The organism is Embleya australiensis (genome assembly GCF_051903075.1).
GTDB lineage: Bacteria > Actinomycetota > Actinomycetes > Streptomycetales > Streptomycetaceae > Embleya.
The window spans coordinates 2,012,122-2,030,516 of record NZ_CP182423.1; the positions used below are offsets into that span (position 1 = coordinate 2,012,122).

The window sequence follows — 18,395 nt, forward strand, 5'->3', positions numbered from 1 at the left end:
GGTCAGCTCTCCGGCGCGGGATCGGCCGCGAGGTGCGGCGGGGCGGGAACGGAAACAGAAGCGGGGGCGGGGACGGGGGCGGCGACGGAAACGGGTCGCGGCGCGACGGGGGCGCCGGCGCCGAGTGCTCCGGAGCGGTCGATGGCGCGGGTGTCGGTGCCGAGGTAGCCGGCGATCACCGCCGGGTCGGAGCGCACCTCCTCCGGCGTGCCCTCGCTGATCACCCGGCCCGCGCCCAGGCAGTACAGCCGGTCGCTGATCGACATCATGAACGGCATGTCGTGCTCGATCACGATCATCGCGGCGTGCAACTCCCGGCGCAGCCGCAGCAGCAGCGGACCCAGTGCCTCGGTCTCGCGCTGGGCGACGCCGGCGGTCGGCTCGTCCAGGCACAACACCTTCGCGTCGAGCGCGATCAGGTTGGCCAACTCGACGATGCGCCGGGTTCCGGTGGACAGTCGGGCCACCGGGGTCTCGGCGTAGCGGCCCAGGCCGACCAGGTCGATCAGGTCGGCGGCCTCGGCCCGCCGCCGGCGTTCGGCGCGCGTGGCGGCGGGCAGGAACAGGGCGGTGCCCGCGAGGCCGGATCGACCGCGCGCCTCCAACGCGACCAACACCGTCTCCCGCACCGTGAGTTCGGGGAACAACCGGGCCGCCTGGAAGGTGCGGCCCAGGCCGAGCGCGGCGCGCCGGGCCGGGGCCAGGCGCGAGACGTCGCGGCCGAACAGTTCGACCGAGCCGGTGGCCGGCGCGAAGCCGCCGATCGCGTTGAGCAGGGTGGACTTGCCCGCGCCGTTGGTACCGATCAGGCCCAGGATCTCGCCGGGGCGCAGCTCGATGGACACCTTGTCGACGGCGGTGTTGCCGCCGTAGCGCACGGACACGTCGCGGGTGACCAGCACGGGCGCGTCGGGCGCGGCTGCCTCGTCGGGCGCGGCGGACGCCTCGGCCCGCTCCCGAACCCGCATGGCACGTTCCGGTTTCGGCGCATGCGTCGACGCCGATGCCGGCGCCGGCGCCGCGCTCGGCTCGGGGAGCCGCCGCTCCGCCCAGTCGAGCAGCGCGGCGCGGGCCGCGTTGCCGATCTGGGCGAGTCCGCCGGGGAAGTACAGGAGCAGGACGAGCAGCCCGATGCTGGAGGCGAACAGCGGCACCAGGGCATTGCCGGGGAAGAAGGCCGGCAGGCCGACCACCCACACGGAGCCGATCACCGGACCGATCGTGGACCCGAGTCCGCCGATCACCACGATCGCCACCAGGGTCAACGAGTCGGACACCTGGAAGAACCGTTCGGTCAGCGGCACACTCTGCACGCTGCCCGCGAGCAGCGCCCCGCCGAGACCGGCGATCGCGCCGGACAGGGCGAACGCGGTGACCTTGGTACGCAGCGGCGGCACGGTGCAGGCCGCGGCGGCCTCCGGGTTGTCCCGGACCGCGATGGTGCGCCGCCCGATGCCGTGGGCGCGCAGTCGGGCGAGCAGCGCAAGGACCACGATCAGTACGACCAACAGCACGTAGTAGTAGGTGCGTTCGTCGGCCAGGTCCAGACCGAGCAGGTCGCCCCTGGGCATCGGCACGGAGGAGGCGTTGCCGTCGGTCAGGAACGGCCGCCGGTACAGGTAGGCCGCCGCTGCGACGCCGAGCGCGAAGGTGCTGACCGCGAGCAGCATGCCGTCCACCCGCAGCGCACCGACGCCGACGATCGCGGCCAACGCGGCGGTGACCAGCGCGGCCAGCAGCACGGAGGGCGCGAACGGCAGGGCCTGGAAGGCGATGGTGCGGTCGCCGCCGATGTCGATCGACACACCGCGCGTGAGCGCGGCGGCGGTGAGCGCGCCCAGTCCGGCGAACGCCATCTGGCCGAGCGAGAGTTGCCCGGCCCAGCCGGTGAGCACGGTGAGCGAGCAGGCGCAGATCGCGAACGCGAGGATCGTGCCGTAGAGCAGGTGCCGGGAGGCCTGGGTGACCACCAGCGGCAGCAGTACGGCGATCAGCAGCGGGACGATCAGCGCGAGCTTGTTCATGTGCCGGATCCACCACACCCCACGCAACCGCTCCGGGATCGGGGCCGGTCGTGGTCCGGTGGCGAACGCCCGGGTCCCGGCCCGCTGGTCGGTACGCGCGTCGCGCCGAGCGCGCACCCACACCGCGGTGACCACGGCGCACAGCAGCAGGAAGTCGACCAGGCCGGTCTGTTCGACGAAGTTGAACCGAACGGCCGCCTGGAGCACGCCGATCAGCACGCCCGCGAGCATCGACCAGCGGAACGAGGTGAGTCCGGCGATCACCGCGGCGGCCATCGCCCGCACCATGGTGTTGGGACCCAGATCGGCGGTGGCCGAGACCCGGCCCGACTGGCCGGCGATCAGGATCATCGCGAGCGTGGACAGCAGGCCGGCGATGGTCCACACCACGGTGGACACGATCTTGGGACTGATCCCGACGGTGCGGGCCAGGTCCGGGTTCTCCGCGCAGGCGGTGACCGCCCGACCCCGGGTGGTGCGGCCGAGGAACCAGGTCAGCCCGCCGGCCACGACGGGCACCACGACCAGGACGCACACCTGGGCGCCGGTGACCCGCACGCCCGCGATCTGCCACTGGGCGTCGATGGCCACCGGGTAGCTCGCCCGGACCGCGCCGTCCACGTCGGGCAGCGAGCGCACCGCGGCCACGCATGCCTGGGCCACGCCGATGGTGGCGATCAGCACGGTGACCCGGGCGGAGTGGAACAGGCGGCGGATCACCGCGAGTTCGACGATGGTGCCGGCGAGCGTGCCGACCAGGAGCGCGCCGAGCAGCGCGGCCCAGAACGGCACACCGTAGTTGATCACGGCCAGCGGCAGCAGTGCGGCGCCGATCACGCCGAGGTTGCCGACCGCGAAGTTGATCACCCGACTGGATCGGTACACCAGCACCACGCCGAGCGCGATCAGGCCGATCGCCAGGCCGTTGACCAGACCGTCGAAGGCGATCTGGCGGGTCATCAGGTCAGCCATGGTCGACGCTCTTTCCGGATGCGCTGCGCTCGTGCGAGGTGTCCGCTCCCGTGTCGCCGCCCAGGAACACCGCCCGGACGAAGTCGCGTTCGGCCAGGTCGGCCGCCGCGCCCTCGAACCGGATGCGGCCCTTCTCCAGGAACAGCGCCCGGTCGGCGATCGACATCGCCACGTTCAGGGACTGCTCGACCACGATCATCGCCAGTCCTTCGGCCCGGAGCCGTTCGATCACTTCGAGGAGTTCGCCGACCATCGCCGGGGCGAGGCCGAGCGAGAGTTCGTCGATCAGCAACACCTCGGGGTCGTGCAGCAGGGCCATCGCCAACGCGAGCATCTGCTGCTGGCCGCCCGACAGCGCCGAGGCGGGTTCGTCGGCCCGCTCGACCAGGCGCGGGAACAGCGCGAGCGAGCGCTCGATGCGCTCGCGCACCAGGTCGGGGTCGGCGCGGTGGATGTACGCGCCCATCTCCAGGTTCTCCCGCACGCTCATCCCCGGGAACACCCCCGCCCCGCCCGCCAGCGACACGATGCCCATCCGCACCCGCTGTTCGGGGGCGACGAAGGTGACGGTGCGTCCGTTCAGCCGGATCACCCCGCGTTCCGGCGTGGCCAGGCCCGCGATCAGTCGCAGGATGGTCGACTTGCCCGCGCCGTTGGTGCCGAGCAGGGCCAGCACCTCGCCGCGGCGCACCTCGAAGCCGACGTCGTACAGGACCTGCACTTGGCCGTAGGAGAAGTCCACGTGGTTGACCTGGAGCACCGGCAGCCGGTCCGGCTCGGCCTGCCGGCGCTCGTGTTCGGCCTGTTCCTCGTGCAGTTCGGCGACGATCAGCGCGAGGTCGCCGTGTACGTGCTCGGCGCCGCGCATGATCAGCAGGCCGCCGATGATCGTGGCCGGGACCAGGGTGATCAGTACCGCGGTGCGCGGACCGAAGCCGTCGATCAGCGGCGCGGAGACCAGGCCGCCGCCGGTGGCGCCGATGAAGAACACGTAGATCGACGCCATCGCGGTACCCAGGCCGCGCAGCCGATACGGCACGATCGTCTGCATCAGCGGACCCATCAGCGCGAACGCGCAGGAAAGCAGCACTACTTGCGGCACTCCGAAGACGGCGAACAACACCGGGTTGGGGGCGAAGAACTGGAGCGGCGCGAACAGCGCCGACGGCACGATCAGCAGCCCGATCAACCGCAGCGCGCGAGCCGGGTCCTCCTGGAACCGCCGGTCGTAGTAGCGGCCGACGAACGGCAGCACGAGCAACCCGGCGACGCCGCCCGCGGTGCCGACCATGCCGCGCTCGAACGCGCCCAGGCCGTACTCCTGTTCCAGGAACAGGTTGCCGAGCACGGGCGTGGTGAACAGGCCGAAGCCCATGGCGGCGAAGGCGAGGATGACCGTCTTGAGGGTGCGGATCCGGCCGAGCCGGGCGAACGCCGCCTCGATCGAGATCGGCGGCGGGTTCTCGTCCTCGATCACCTCGCCGAGCACGTCGGTCTTCTCCCACTGCCCGCGAGGGGGTTCGGGCAGGAAGAAGGCGAACGCGGCGAAGATCACCACCGGCAGGCCGAGCAGGTAGTAGGCCCACCGCCAGCCGTCGGGCCCGCCGACGGCCGCCGCGATCCCGCCGACCACCAGCGGGCTGAGCACCGCGCAGAGCCGGCCGCTCACCCCGATCGAGGCGCCGAGCCGGCCGCGGATCCCGATCGGGTAGGTGTCCGCGAGCAACGACCCCTGCACGGGACCGCTGTTGGACTTGGCCACCCCCGCGCCGAAACGGGTCCAAAAGAACATGAACGCGTTCATCGCGAAGCCCGACAGGAACACCATCATCGCGAAGAACGCGGTCGACGCGCCGATCACCGGGCCGCGCCGGAAGCGGTCCGCGATCCAGCCCATCGGCACCGCGCCGAGTACGGTGAACGCGCCCGCCGCGACGCCGAGGAAGACGATCGTGCCGTTGCCGACGCCCAGGCTGTCCCTGATGTCGGGGGCGAGCACCGCCAGTGCTGCGCCTTCGAGTTCGTCGAGCGCGGTCAGGATCAGCAGCACGGTGAACACCGAGGTGCCGCCGCGACGCAGTCCCTGCCGCAGGGTCGGGCTCTCGGCGGGGGGTTTGCCGGCCGGGTCGACACCGGGGACGGTGGTGTCGGCGCCGCCGGCGGACCGCCGCGACCGGCCCGACGGCCGTCGCGCGGCCGTCGGGGGTGATTCATCCAGGACCGCACCGGCGAGGTCGGCCAGATCGCCGCGCTCGCCTCCGGTGCCGTCCCGCTGGGGTGCGGCGGTGCCGCCGTCCATGTGCTGGGCCTTTCTCGGGATTTCGCGTGCCGTCACGGGCTCACTTGACGGCGGAGATCGGCGGTCCGGCCGGGAGCATCTGGCTCTGCGCCGCGTCCCAGCGGAATACGCCGACCGCGTCGCCCGCGCTGTGCTTGCCGGCGCCGAGCGAGGCGAGCGGCATACCCGGCAGGGTGAGCTTGGTCAGGGATTCCGCGCCGCGCTGCCAGGACGCGGCGTTCAGGTCGCGGCCGGCGGCGTCGGACGCCTGGACGAACAGCCGGAACGCGGCGCACGAGTTGGCCACCGCGCTCAGCGCCTCGCGGCTCGCCGCGCCGGCGTCGAACTTCTCGCCGGTGCCGCCCGCGTTGTACTCCTCGACACACGCGGTCAGCCCGGGATCGGCCAGCAGTTCGGCCTTGGTCGGGATGTACGGCGCGGCCACCGTCACCCGCTCCATGGTGGCGGGCTTGATCCCGGTGGTCTTGACCACGGCCGGGCTCAGCGCCTGGGCCGAGGTGGCGTACACCTGCTCGGGCAGCCAGTTCGCGCGTTGCAGCGCGATCATCAGGTTGGAGAAGTTGGACGTGTTGAGGATGGTGTCCGCGCCCGCCGAGCGCATCTTCTGCACCAGCGTGTCCAATGCCTGGTCGCCGGCGGCCTGGTCCTTGCCGTAGTCGTCGAGCGGGGTCTGCACGACCACGTCGACGCCGGCCGCGTCCAGCAGCGGCTTGACGGTGTTCTTGGTGACGGCCGCGTCCTGGGCCTCCCAGTAGAGCGCGACCTTCTTGCCCTGCAACGACTTCTGGTCGAGCAACGCCTTGACAGCGGCGGCGCGTTGCCGGTCGTCGGCCATCTCCAGGGCGACGAACGGGGCCTTCGAGCGGCGGTCGCGCTCGGCGGACTGGCCCCACTGGCCCAGGTAGGGGGTGCCGTGCGTCTCGGTGAAGCACAGCGGGGTGTCCCCGGTGAGGATGCCGATGGCCAGGAACACCTTCTTGTCCTCGCTCAGTTCCACGCATGCGGCCTGCGCCTCGGCGGGGCCGGTGGGCAGGAACGGGCGGAAGGCGAGTTCGATGGTGCGGCCCTGGACGCCGCCGCGCTTGTTCTGCGCGGCGACCCAGGCGGCGTACAGGTCCTTGCTCGCCGGGCCCTCGGTGGGCACGCCGAAGGCCTTGAGCTGGGCGGGGTCGGTGGCGGCGACGCCGAGCTTGACGGTGGTGTCGGTGACGCCTCGGGCCGGGCCGCTCGGGGCGGCGGCCGGGCCCGAGGGCTTCTTGGCGTCCGACGTCTTCTCGACCGAGCAGCCGGCCGCGGCGGTCAGGCCGAAGGCGGCGAGCAGGACGCCTACAGCGATACGTCGCGCGGGAGCGGGTCCGTCTCCTCGGAGCAACACAACGGCTCACCTGTCCTTCAAAGGAAGCAATGGATCAACGGTGGTTCGATCGCGGGTCCGGATCGCGGGTTCGGGCCGCGGGTTCGGATCGCGGGTTTCGGATCTCGGATTCGGATCGCGGGTTCGGGTGGTGCGGGCGGAGGTGGCGGCGATGCCGGGGAGCACCGACGTGCGGCGGCGGATCGGGAGTCGAGACGGTGGGCGCGAGGTCCGGGCCGTCGGGAATCCGGGGGATTTGTGTGTCACATCACGACGGCGGGACGCTAACATCGAATACATGCCAGATGGAAGGCTTTCGTGGACGGCATCATCCCGACTCCTCGCCGGCGGTACCCGCGGCGAGGCCCGAGCGCATCACCCCGACCCACCCCGTTCGCCCTGGTCGGCGGCGGATCTGCGGTACCGCGACCTGCCCTCGGCCGACCCCGGATCGGGTGCGGCACCGCTGCTGTTGCTGCACGGATTCGCGGGCAGCGCCGCCGACTGGGACGGCGTGGCGCCGCTGCTCGCCCATGATCGTCGGGTGCTCGCGTACGACCACCGCGGGCACGGCGACAGCGCCAAATTCGGCGAGCGGTCGGCCTATACCTTCGACCACCTCGCGGCCGACCTGGAGTCGTTCACCGAGCGCATGCTGCCCGAGCCGTTCGACCTGCTCGGCCACTCGATGGGCGGTGTGCTGGCGCTGCGCTACACGCTGGCCCACCCCGACCGGGTGCGCTCGCTGGTGCTGATGGACACCGCCGCCGAACCCACCTCGACCGGCGTCCAGCGGGTGCTGAGCCGGGGCCTGAACGCGGTGGTCGGCCGGTGGGGCCTCGGCCCGCTGCTCACGCTGCTCAAACCGTTCACCCGCGCGCCCGCCGACGCCTCGCCCGATGACCTGGCCCGCCGCGAGCGGCAGTCCCGGGCACTGGCCGGGATGGACCGCGCCGCGTTCGTCGGCTGCGCGCAGGCGCTCGGCACGTACCCGTCGCTGGTCGGCCGGCTGGCCGAGGTCTCCTGCCCGGTCACCGTCGTGGTCGGCGAACACGACCGGCGCCTGCGCGGCGCGGCGGAACAGTTCGCGGCGGGCATCCCGGGCGCGCGGCTGCGTGTGATCGCCGGCGCCAAGCACAGCCCGCAGACCGAGCAGCCGCAGGAGTGGCTGGCTGCGGTTCGCGAGCATCTGGCTCGCTGAAGCGCCTCGGGCGGCTCCAGGCGGCCCCGCGCCGCCGGACCGGCCCCAGGGACCCGCCCCAGGCCCCGCCCCGGGCGTACAAGCGCCCAGGGCGTCCGGGTGCGCCTTGCTCGCCTCCCCGACCCGGCCGCACCCACCTCCCCGACACGAAGGAACGATCGCGTGATCGCCGATAACGACTTTCCGCCCGGACGCTGGCGGGCCCGATGGATCTGGGCCGAGTCGCCGGACGGCCCGCCCACCGGGCGGCACACCGTCGCGCTCCGGGCCGTCCTGGAGCTCGACCGGGTCCCCGAGCGGGTGCCCACGCGCCTGGTCGCCCTGTCCGGCTACGCGCTGGCCGTCAACGGGGTCGAGGTGGCCCGGGGACCGGTGCGCGCGAATCCGCGCATGCGGCCGTACGACGACCTCGACCTGGCCCCGGCGCTGCGCCCGGGCACCAACGTCGTCACCGCGCTCGCCTGGGTACACGACGGCCCCACGGCGTGGTGGTTGCCGCCGTCGCCGTTCGCCAACGACCTCGTGCACGGCGCCTTCGTCCTGGAGGCCCGGCTCGGCCCGGACACCTGGTTCCACACCGACGAGCGCTGGCGGGGCCGGGTCCTGTCCGGCTGGACCGCCACCCCCGGCGGCGGCAGCGTCTCCGGGCGCGGGCGCGAACTGCTCGACGCCCGCGCGCTGCCCGCCGACTGGCAGCGTCCCGACCGCGACCCCGGCTGGCCCGCGGCGGTGCTGCGGCGGGCGATGACCACCGGCGAACCCGGCCGCCCCGAGCCGCCCAGCTACCCCGGCGGCCCGTTCGGCGGCCGGCCGATCGCCTGGCCGCAGCCGCGCCTGATCGCGCTGACCCCGTGCGAGGACGGCGCGTACACCGCCGACCGGGTGCTCTCCGGCACGCTCGTGGTCGACGCGAGCGGCCCGGCGGGCGCCGAAGTGCTGGTCCGCACCGCCGAGTTCGCCGACCCGACCGGGCGGCCCGCACCCGGCGAACACGACGCGAGCCTGGCCATGACCGCCGACGGCACCCGCCGCGCCCTCGAATCCGTGGACTCCTACGGGCTGCGCGGCGCGCTCGTCGAGGCCGCCGACGGCGTCGTCGTACACGGTGTGGCGGTCCGCGATCGCACCTATCCGGTCACCGGCGACGCGTGGTTCGCCTGCTCGGACCCGCGCCTGGAGCAGATCTGGCGGATCGGCCGGCGCACGGTGACGCTGTGCTCGGCCGACGCCTACCTCGACTGCCCCACCCGCGAACAGCGCGCCTGGACCGGCGACGCGGTGGTGCACCAGATGGTCGACCTGACCACCAACGACGACTGGCGGCTGGCCCGTTGGCATCCCCGGTTGGCCGCGTCGCCGCGCCCGGACGGCATGTTGCCGATGGCGGTGGCGGGCGACGCCGAGTGGGCCGACTTCACCGTCATCCCGGACTGGGCGCTGCACTGGGTGCATTCGGTGTGGAACCTGTACCGCTATGTCGGCGACCGCGAGGAGATCGCCGAACTGCTGCCCGTGGTCGAGCGGGTGCTGCGCTGGTTCGTCCCGTTCCTGGACGAAACCGGCCTGCCCACCGACGTGTTCGGCTGGGTGATCATCGACTGGTCGGCCGTGCACACCGAGGGTGTCTCGGCCGCGCTGTGCGGGTTGTGGGGTCGGGCGCTGCTCGAATTCGCCGAACTGGCGTCCTGGCTCGGCGATCGCTCCCGGGCCGAGTGGGCGCGCGCCGCGCACGCCCGGTTGGCGGCCGGGTTCGAGCGGTTGTGGGATCCCGAGCGCGAGCGCTACGCCGACTCGATCGCCGACGGCCGGCGGCGCCCGATGGCGTCCCAGCACGGGCAGGCGGCGGCACTGGTGGGCGGCCTGGTCCCGGCGGCGCGGGTCGATCGCCTGGTGCACGTGCTCACCGACGAAAGCGCCCTCGTACACGCCGCGTTCAGCGCCGCGAAGGGTCCCGCCGAGCCCGGTTCGGACACCGAGGTCGGCGGTGCACACCTGCGGGCCGGGCCGCCCGAGCCGTGGTGGGACACCGGCCGGCAGGTGGTCCGGGCCCAGCCGTTCTTCCGCTACGTCGTACACGACGCGCTGGCCCTGGCCGGCCGGGCCGACCTGATCGCGGACCTGTGCCTGGACTGGCTCGTCCTGCTGGAGCGCAGCGACACCTCGTGGAGCGAGACCTGGTACGGCGGCACGGTCAGCCACGGCTGGTCCTCGACGCCGACCCGCGACCTGATGACCCGGGTGCTGGGCGTCGAGCCGGCCGAGCCCGGGTTCGCGGTGGCCCGGATCGAACCCGCGCTCGGTCGGCTGACCCGGGCCGAGGGCGCGGTGCCGAGCCCGGCCGGCCCGATCGGCGTGGTCGTGACGCCGACGGAGCTGACCGTGGACAGCCCGCTGCCCTTCGTACACGCGGGCCGGCCCTACCCTGCGGGCCGGCACACGATCGCGCGTTCGGCCGGCTGAGCGCCCGGCCGCCTACCGCTGCGCCGTTCCGCCGTCCTCGGGCGGCGGAACGGCCAGCACGGCCAGGAAACGGTCCAGGAACTGCCCGTACGCGGCGACCATGTCCACCCGATCGGGTTCGAGCAGCCACTGCACCTGGAGGCCGTCCATCGCGGCCAGCATCAACTCGGCGCAGTGCTCGGCGTCCACGTCGGCGGCGATGTCGCCGTCGTCCCGGGCCTGGGCCAGGTGCCGCGTGGCGATCTCGCGCGCGATCCGGTAGCGCTCGACGAAGTACGTGTGCGCCGGATGCGCCGGATCGGTGGCCTGCACCGACAACGTGGCGAACAGCCGGATCAGCAGCGGTTGCCGGGCGTTGAGCGCGACCACGTCCCGGCTCGCCCGCACCCAGGCGATCCCGGAGACGTCGACCGGCTCGTCCGGCGTGAGCGTCAACTCGTCCTTGTACCGCAGCACCGCCGTGAGCAGGTCCTCCTTGGACGCGAAGTGGTGGCGCAGCCCGGTATGGGACAGGCCCACCTGGGCGGCGATCTCGCGCAGCGACACCGCGTCGTAGCCGCGCGTGGCGAAGACCTCCAGGGCCGCGTGCACGATCTCCTGCCGTCGTGCGACTCCTCGCGCGTACGGGCCCCGCGCCCCCGTGCGATCCGACATCCGTCCGGCTCCCCTCGTGAAAGCATTCCAGCTGGAATGTATTGAATGTAGTGTGCCCCTCGTGTCGCAGGCCAACGGTCATGATGACCGCACCCACCCCTTGCCCCCGGTCGCGACGGCGTACGGCGCCGCCGCGTCACCCGAAATCGACTCACCGGCCCCGCCGCGCGTGCCGGATCAGCGTGGACCGGATCCCCGTGCGCCGGAAGCCCGTGCGCCGGAAGCCCGTGCCCGGGACTCCGAAACGCACGCGCGGATCGAGGCCGCGCTCGCGGAACTGGATCTGGAACGCAAGGTCCGACTGCTCACCGGTTCGGGATTTTGGCGCACCGCCGCCGAACCGGCGATCGGACTGCGCGAGATGGTGCTGTGCGACGGCCCGGCGGGCGTGCGCGGCGAACGTTTCGACGAGCGTGAGCCGTCCGCCTCGCTGCCCTGCCCGACCGCGCTCGCCGCCTCCTGGGACGAGGACCTGGTCGAGCGGGTCGGCGTACTGCTCGCCGGCGAGGCGCGCCGCAAGGGGGTGGACGTCGTGCTCGGCCCGACCGTCAACCTCCAGCGCAGCCCTTACGCCGGGCGGCACTTCGAGTGCTACTCGGAGGACCCGCTGCTGTCCGGACGGATCGGCGCGGCACTGGTGCGCGGCGTGCAGTCGGGCGGCGTGGCGGCCACGGTCAAGCACTACACCGCCAACGACTCGGAGACCGAGCGCTACTCGGTCGACGTGCGGATGTCCGAGCGGGCGCTGCACGAGGTGCACCTGGCCGCGTTCGAGGAGATCGTGCGTGCGGGCGGCGTCTGGGCGCTGATGGCCGCGTACAACTCGGTCGACGGTGTGACGATGACGGAAAGTCCGCTGCTGGAAACACCGTTGCGTACCGAGTGGGGCTTCGACGGGCTGGTCGTATCGGACTGGTTCGCGACCCGCTCGACCGAGGGCGCCGGGCGGGCGGGCCTGGACCTGGCGATGCCGGGCCCGGGTCCGGACCAGCCCTGGGGCGCCGCCCTGGTGGCGGCGGTCCGGGACGGACGGGTGCCGGAGCGGGCGGTGGACGACAAGGTGCGGCACCTGCTGCTCCTCGCCTCCCGGGTCGGCGCGCTCGACGGCGTCGGCCCGACCCCGCCCGCGCCCGTGCCCGCGCCGGAGCCGGCCGCGCTGCTGCGCGAGGCCGCCGCGGCGGGCATCGTACTGCTGCGCGACACCGGTACGGCGCTGCCGCTGGATCCGGGCCGGCTGCGCCGCGTGGCGGTGCTCGGGCCCAACGCGGACACGCCGCGCATCCAGGGCGGCGGCAGCGCGACGGTGATCCCGCCGTACACGATCGGCCCGCTCGCGGGCTTGCGGGCGGCGCTCGGGCCCGAGGTGCGGGTGGAGCACGCCGTCGGCGCGCGGATCCGGCATCGCCTGCCGGCGGTCACCGAGGCCGAGGTGCGCGACCCGGAGTCGGGCGCGCGTGGCCTGCGGGTGCGCTTCTTCGGCCCGGACGGCGACGTGCTGCACGAGGAACTGCGGGGCGGCGGACGGTTGTTGTGGCTGGACGATCCGATCGTGGCGCGGGCCGTGGCGATCGAGGCGGTCGGCGTCCTGGAGGTCGGCGAGGACGGACCGCATCGCGTCGGGGTGGCCGGCGTGGGCCGTTTCCGGCTGGCCGCGGACGACGTCGTGGTGGTGGACGAGGACCTGGTCACCGACGATCCGCTCGGCGGCATCCTGACCCCGCCCGAGCGGTGGGCCGAACTGGACCTGAAGGCCGGCCAGGAGGTCGAACTGCGGTTGCGCCACGAGTTCGCGTTGGAACGCCCGGGCACCGGGTTCGTCCTGGGCGTCGACCCGCCGGCGGCGCACGAGAACGAGGACCTGGCGCACGCGGTCGCGGTGGCGGCCGACGCCGAGGTGGCCATCGTGGTGGTGGGCAGCACCGAGGAGAGCGACAGCGAGGGCCGCGACCGCATCCACCTGTCCCTGCCGGGCCGCCAGGACGAGTTGATCCGCCGGGTGGCCGAGGTCAACCCGAACACGGTCGTGGTGCTCAACAGCGGCTCGCCCGTACTGCTGCCGTGGCGGTCGGAGGTCGCGGCGATCCTGGTCGGCTGGTTCCCGGGGCAGGAGTTCGGCGCGGCACTGGCCGACGTCCTGCTCGGGCGCGTCGAGCCGGGCGGCCGACTCCCGGTGACCTGGCCCGCGTACGAGAACGACGCGGCGGTCCTGACCACCACGCCGATCGCGGGCCGCCTGGACTACACCGAGGGCATCCACATCGGCCACCGCGGCTGGGCACGGGCAGGCGCAACCCCGGCCTACCCGTTCGGACACGGCCTCGGCTGGACCACCTGGACCCACGTAGCGGTCGAAACGCTCACATCAGGCCCGGACTTCGTAGCCCGCGTAACGGTCCGCAACACCGGCAACCGCCCCGGCCGCCACCTGATCCAGGCCTACCTGAGCCGCCCCGACAGCGAAGTCGAACGCCCGGTGTCCTGGCTGGCGTCCTACACCCACGCCACCGCGAACCCCAACACGGAAACCACAGTCGACCTACACATCCCGTCCCGAGCCTTCCAACACTGGGCGGCGGGCAGGGGCCGCCAAACCGAACCAGGCACATACACCCTGCACATCGGCAGCTCCAGCACCAACCTCCCCCTCACCACAACCCTGACAATCCCCACCCCCGACCCCACAATCACCCAAACCTAACCCAACCAACCCCACCCGGTCGGTACAGGCGAACCGGGCCCGGGCAGGCCACGGGTGCCCCGAACCGACCGATGGTGGACGCTGCGCCGAGCACCGCCGAGAGGCTGAGCCGTTGCGTGCTCCTACCTCGGAGGATCGTTACGCGTCGACCAGGTGGCAACGGCTTCGTGACCTGGTCGAGTTGAGCAAGCGGTGTCCGATCCGGACGCGTGGGAGCGCATGAGACCGCTCTGCGTCCGCTGCCAGAACCGCGGAACCGCGCGGCTTCAGCCCGGCGATCGGGCTGCAAATATGCCCCGACTTGTTGGCTTCGTGCCATCGGGTCGGGGCACTTCTGTACGGGACAGCGGAACGGCCGACCACCCGTGGCACACGCGTACCCGGCGGGGTCCGCTCCGGGCACCTCGCACGTTCACGGCAGTTGCTCGGTAAGGACCCCGAGAGCCCGAACAGCGGAAGCCCGACCCTGTACTACGACGACGAGACCGATACCTACCTGTTCCAGTCCTGGAAGGTCACCGACGCCGACCGGTTGGCCCGGATGGACGTGCCCGACCATGAGACCGTAATCGAGTTCCCGCGTCGGATGATGCAGTTCTTCCTCGTGAAGGCGGGTGAGGACGTCCGCTGGTTGGCGCGGAAGGATGCCGCCGTCCTGGCGCTGCCGGGAACCGACTTCCGGCTGTTCGACGGCGAGGTGGTGATGTTCAACCACTTCGCCGGCGACGGCACGATGACCGGGGAGGAAGTGGTGACCGACCCGGACGTGATCGCGCTGTGCACTACAGCGTTCGAAGCGGTCTGGGAACGGGCCACGCCCCACCGGGACTACCGACCCGTCTGATCCTCGTGTCCTCGTCGTCGAGCGTCGTACAGGCGCGGCAGGCCCTCGGACAGCGCCTGCGGGAGATCCGCAAGGACGCGGGACTGACCGCGCGAGCGTTGGCGGGGCGCGCGGGATGGCACGAGTCGAAGTGCTCGCGCATCGAACACGGCCGCACGCCACCGCCCGACGCCGACATCCGCGCCTGGACAAGGCTGTGCCGCGCCGAGGGGCAGACCGCCGACCTGATCGCCGTGTCGCGCGGCATCGCGGGCATGTACGTCCCGCACACTGCCCGACGACCTGGATGCCGCCGTCGCCGTACGCGTGGACAAGCAACGACTACTCCACGAGGGCAGGCGCCGGTGCGCGTTCGTCATGGAAGAGCGCGTCCTGCGGCATCGGGTCGGCGGTACGGAGACGATGGCCGGACAACTCGGCCATCTGCTCTCGCTCGCGTCGCTGCCCTCGATCAGCCTCGGCATCGTCCCGCTGTCGGCGGACCGCACCGCGCTGTGGCCGGTCGAGGACTTCTGGATCTTCGACGGCGAACAGGTCAACGTCGAATTGGTGTCCGCCTTCCCGACCATCACCCAGCCCCACGAAATCGGCATGTACGCAAGGACGTTCGCCGAACTTGCCGAAATGGCCGTGTTTGGCGCGCCCGCACGTTCGTTGATCACTGCCGCCATCGACTCGCTCGAGTGAATCCGCGCAAGTCCGTGCACGTTCGTTGAGCACCGGCACGAGTCTTTCCAGCGTCGACACCATGACCGCAGGCAGCGAACACACAGGCACCGCGCCCGGCGACGGGATTTGGCTCGCGGTCTACCGGATCGACCGTGCCGGAACGCACGTCGTGCGACCACGGGAGCGGTTCACCGACCCCGACCCGACGGCCTGGCCGTGGGCCAATAGGTGGCCAAAGGCCGAACCACCGTGCGCCTGTTCGCCGAACTGCCGATACCTGCACCCCGACACACCCTGCCAATGGGTCGGGGCACTTCTCCGCTGTCCGGGTGGCAGAGCGCCCCGCCACCCCATGGTCGGGGCGACGGGGCATCAGAGGTGCCGTCAGGCGCGCAGTGCAGCCGTCAGGGCTGCCCACGAAGATGCACTGACAGCAAGTTGGCCAACGCTTGGGTCTTTGCTATCGCGCACCGCCGCGCCTCCTTTATCGAGTCCCGCTGCTTCGACACATTCATTTGTAGCCCCGCTGTAGCTACTCTTACGCCATTCACCGGCTACGACCTTTGATGAGAACACCATTCACCTCTACTGGAGTTTTGCGATTGCTTTCCGGATGGCATTTTCAGATGCCTCCGGGGCCAGAGCTGAAGATCTGAGCTTGTCGTACACCAACGTGTAGAAGTCGGTCTCCGCCTGCTTCTCCACATAGAGAGAGCTTGTCAGATTCTCCAAGAAAACTACGTCGGTATCCCCAACGAGCGGGAAGCCGAAAATGATAAATGGACCACTCATTCCAGCATGAGCACCGACGCTGATCGGCAGGATTTGAATGTCGATGTTGGGTCGTGCCGACAGTTCGAGAAGTCTGCCGAGTTGAGCTTGCATAACGAGCGAGCCGCCGACGGGAGTAATGATCGCCGGCTCGCAGATGATCGCGCTTACGCGAACAACAGGATCTACTTTCTCCAACACGCTCTGTCGCGCCATGCGGACTTCGAGGAGAGTTTCTGTCGTCGCCGGATCGATAGCGGCCGGGTTGGCAGAATGAACGGCCCGAGCATATTCCTCGGTCTGAAAGAGACCGGGAATCAGGAGGGTTTGAAAGCCTCTGATATAGCTTGCGGCGGCTTCCAGCTCGATGACATCCGCATAAGACGAAGGCAGCGTATCGCTGTAGTCCTGCCACCAGCCACGCTTGGCACCTTCCCGAGCCAATGCTTCGAGCGTCGCCCGAACATCGGGATCATCCACGCCGTAAAGATTGAGCAGTTCCCGAACGTCACGGGCTCGAACCCCGGAACGCCCGTTCTCGATGCGGCTGATCTTGGTTTTATGGCACTCGAGGACTGCCGCAGCATCGTCAAGGGTGCGCGCCTCCCGCTCCCGCAGACGGCGCAACTCGGACCCCAGACGACGCCGACGCACTGTCGGGTTCTGCTCGATCGGCACCTATCCACCTCCCATGTGTGGGTCAGTCTGCCGTCTCGGCAACACGGGAGACAGCGCGAAAGTGACATAGGACGTTCTCAAGTACATCTGTTGCACTTCAGCACTCGTTGGGTGCACGCTACGTACAGCGACATCACCGCTACCAACTGGTGATCCTGGGACTTGCCGCGCCCTGCCGAGCGGCGGGTTCGTCGCGCCTTGAACTGCCCCGGTGTCGGTCTCGATCGCACGTGGTCCCGGCGCCGAGGCGCACGCTCTGGAGGGAAGTGGCATGGCGAAGTCGAAGCATCCGCCTGGTGTGCTGCGGACGTTGAGCCCGGATCAGTACGCCATTCGGGGATGGATCATCCGCCGGATTCGTGCCCGGTCCCCCCGCTTGGTTGTTCGGCGCGCGCCTTCCGGAACGTTGTCGTGAGCCGTGAAGCGGGCTTCGTGGTGGGCGCGGACGGAGAAACCGTTCCGATCGTCACAGCGCGCGAACTTCCGCCGCGTGAGCGCCCGTTGCCGTTGCGATACGCCGTCGGTGATTGGGTTGCCGCGTTGCCCGGACACGGCCATGACACGTACCCCGCAGGGCGCGTGGAACGGGCCGAGGAGTGCGCCGGGCTCGACAACGACCGGGTCGTCATCGTGCTTCCGCCGGGCGGCGCTCCGTACATGCTCAAGGGCTCCGAGTTGTACCGGGTCAAGGCGTCGCGCTGACACCCACGTTCGCGCCGACCGGGCGCTCGGGGAGGAACGCCGAGCGGGGTCCGCACCATCCCAGCACTACCGACACGAGAGATAGGGCGCATGGCAGACGACGAGTACGAGATCACGGGCGGCAACCCGAACTGTGCTCACGAGTGGTGGCACTACGGCCACGCCGACAGGTGCAAACACTGCCCCGCAGTCCGTACGAGGAAGTAGCAGCCGCACCAACCCCGTGGCCGGCCCCACCCGAGAGGACACAATGAGTACGCGCTACACATGGCCCGAGTTGCCCGAGGTGCTCCGGTCCGCCGTCGAGTCGGTCACGGGGCCGGTTGTCGCATCCGAGCGCATCACCACCTGGCACAGCGACGCACCGTTCACCGGCACCCTGACCACCGACAGCGGCAAGGTGTTCGCCAAGGCCGCACCCGATCACGACACCGCCACGATGGAGCAGTACCGGCGGGAAACCCTGCTCGCCCCGATCGTGAACCGGTTCGCCGCTCCCTTGCTCGGACGCGTCGCCGAGCACGGGTGGACCGTGCTCCTGTTCGGCTTCGTCAAGGGCGGGCAGGCCGACTTGTCACCCGGACACTCCGATCTCGGGTACCTGTCGGCGACGTTGCGGGAAGTTCAACAGATTCGCCCGCCACACGGCTTGGCGCTGCCGACACTCGCCGACCAGTGGACCAACTACCTGAACGGCGACCAACGATCGTTGCTGTCCGGCAATCACTTGCTGCACAACGACCTCGTTCCGTCGAATGTGATGCTCCGGCGCGCCGGCTACGGCGATCAGGTCGTGCTGGTCGACTGGGGCCGCGCCGTACTCGGTCCCGCGTGGGCGGAGTACGCCGGCCTTTACATGTGGCTGCTGTTCAGCGGACACAACCCGGCGCAAGCCCGAGCGTGGCTGGCCCGGTTCCCCGCGTGGCGCATGGCGAGTCGAGCGGCCATCCGCGCCTACGTGGCCGGGGCGACCGCCGAATGCGCCGACAGCCCCGAACACGTCGCCCGCTGGGCATCGCTGCTCGATCAGTGACGGCCCGGAATCGATCCACACATGAAAAAGCCCCGG

At 71.1% G+C, this 18,395-nt stretch carries 13 protein-coding genes and 1 pseudogene; 8 read left to right on the forward strand and 6 right to left on the reverse strand.

Annotated features, from left to right (window positions below):
- Positions 1-2: 2 nt before the first annotated feature.
- From ACMXN5_RS39070 to ACMXN5_RS39080, 3 genes are read right to left on the reverse strand one after another with little or no spacing between them, the layout of a single operon-like run.
- Positions 3-2,996 carry an ABC transporter permease subunit gene (locus ACMXN5_RS39070; RefSeq protein ID WP_439679641.1) on the reverse strand — a complete coding sequence of 998 codons (2,994 nt, stop codon included), beginning with the start codon at positions 2,994-2,996 and terminating at the stop codon, positions 3-5.
- The gene (locus ACMXN5_RS39075; RefSeq protein ID WP_395793482.1) at positions 2,989-5,331 is read right to left on the reverse strand and encodes an ATP-binding protein; all 2,343 of its coding nucleotides are present in this window, start codon (positions 5,329-5,331) and stop codon (positions 2,989-2,991) included. The genes ACMXN5_RS39070 and ACMXN5_RS39075 overlap by 8 nt, the downstream gene beginning before the upstream one ends.
- 4 nt (positions 5,332-5,335) lie before the next feature.
- Complete coding sequence (locus ACMXN5_RS39080; RefSeq protein ID WP_439679642.1) at positions 5,336-6,670, reverse strand: hypothetical protein; 1,335 nt, start codon at positions 6,668-6,670, stop codon at positions 5,336-5,338.
- A gap of 277 nt (positions 6,671-6,947) precedes the next feature.
- Between ACMXN5_RS39080 and ACMXN5_RS39085 the strand changes: the two genes are divergently transcribed.
- On the forward strand, positions 6,948-7,850 hold the full coding sequence (locus ACMXN5_RS39085) for an alpha/beta fold hydrolase (protein WP_439679643.1): 903 nt from the start codon (positions 6,948-6,950) through the stop codon (positions 7,848-7,850).
- 162 nt (positions 7,851-8,012) lie between these two features.
- Positions 8,013-10,310, forward strand: a complete 2,298-nt coding sequence (locus ACMXN5_RS39090; protein WP_439679644.1) for an alpha-L-rhamnosidase-related protein — start codon at positions 8,013-8,015, stop codon at positions 10,308-10,310.
- A gap of 12 nt (positions 10,311-10,322) precedes the next feature.
- On the opposite strand, the gene ACMXN5_RS39095 is transcribed toward ACMXN5_RS39090, so the two are convergent.
- Positions 10,323-10,964: a TetR family transcriptional regulator gene (locus tag ACMXN5_RS39095; RefSeq protein ID WP_380037354.1), complete on the reverse strand. Its 642-nt coding sequence runs from the start codon at positions 10,962-10,964 to the stop codon at positions 10,323-10,325.
- Positions 10,965-11,025: 61 nt separating this feature from the next.
- Between ACMXN5_RS39095 and ACMXN5_RS39100 the strand changes: the two genes are divergently transcribed.
- From ACMXN5_RS39100 to ACMXN5_RS39115, 4 genes and pseudogenes are all read left to right on the forward strand, one after another.
- Complete coding sequence (locus ACMXN5_RS39100) at positions 11,026-13,662, forward strand: glycoside hydrolase family 3 C-terminal domain-containing protein (RefSeq protein WP_439679645.1); 2,637 nt, start codon at positions 11,026-11,028, stop codon at positions 13,660-13,662.
- Positions 13,663-14,083: 421 nt separating this feature from the next.
- The gene (locus tag ACMXN5_RS39105; RefSeq protein WP_439679646.1) at positions 14,084-14,506 is read left to right on the forward strand and encodes a DUF6879 family protein; all 423 of its coding nucleotides are present in this window, start codon (positions 14,084-14,086) and stop codon (positions 14,504-14,506) included.
- Positions 14,507-14,511: 5 nt separating this feature from the next.
- Positions 14,512-14,664: pseudogene (locus ACMXN5_RS39110) on the forward strand (helix-turn-helix domain-containing protein); the annotation flags it as partial.
- 124 nt (positions 14,665-14,788) lie between these two features.
- Positions 14,789-15,193 (forward strand): Scr1 family TA system antitoxin-like transcriptional regulator, encoded by a 405-nt coding sequence (locus ACMXN5_RS39115; RefSeq protein WP_439681374.1) that lies wholly within the window; start codon positions 14,789-14,791, stop codon positions 15,191-15,193.
- 366 nt (positions 15,194-15,559) lie between these two features.
- Here the strand turns inward: ACMXN5_RS39115 and ACMXN5_RS39120 are convergent, their stop codons facing one another.
- Positions 15,560-15,754: a DUF397 domain-containing protein gene (locus tag ACMXN5_RS39120; RefSeq protein WP_439679647.1), complete on the reverse strand. Its 195-nt coding sequence runs from the start codon at positions 15,752-15,754 to the stop codon at positions 15,560-15,562.
- A gap of 6 nt (positions 15,755-15,760) precedes the next feature.
- Positions 15,761-16,624 (reverse strand): helix-turn-helix domain-containing protein, encoded by an 864-nt coding sequence (locus ACMXN5_RS39125; RefSeq protein WP_439679648.1) that lies wholly within the window; start codon positions 16,622-16,624, stop codon positions 15,761-15,763.
- 411 nt (positions 16,625-17,035) lie between these two features.
- On the opposite strand from ACMXN5_RS39125, the gene ACMXN5_RS39130 reads away from it, so the two are divergent.
- Both ACMXN5_RS39130 and ACMXN5_RS39135 read left to right on the forward strand, forming a co-directional pair.
- Complete coding sequence (locus ACMXN5_RS39130) at positions 17,036-17,326, forward strand: hypothetical protein (protein ID WP_439679649.1); 291 nt, start codon at positions 17,036-17,038, stop codon at positions 17,324-17,326.
- A gap of 250 nt (positions 17,327-17,576) precedes the next feature.
- A complete protein-coding gene (locus ACMXN5_RS39135) occupies positions 17,577-18,359 on the forward strand; it encodes a phosphotransferase family protein (protein ID WP_439679650.1) in 783 nt (260 codons plus the stop codon).
- The last annotated feature ends 36 nt before the right edge of the window (positions 18,360-18,395 follow it).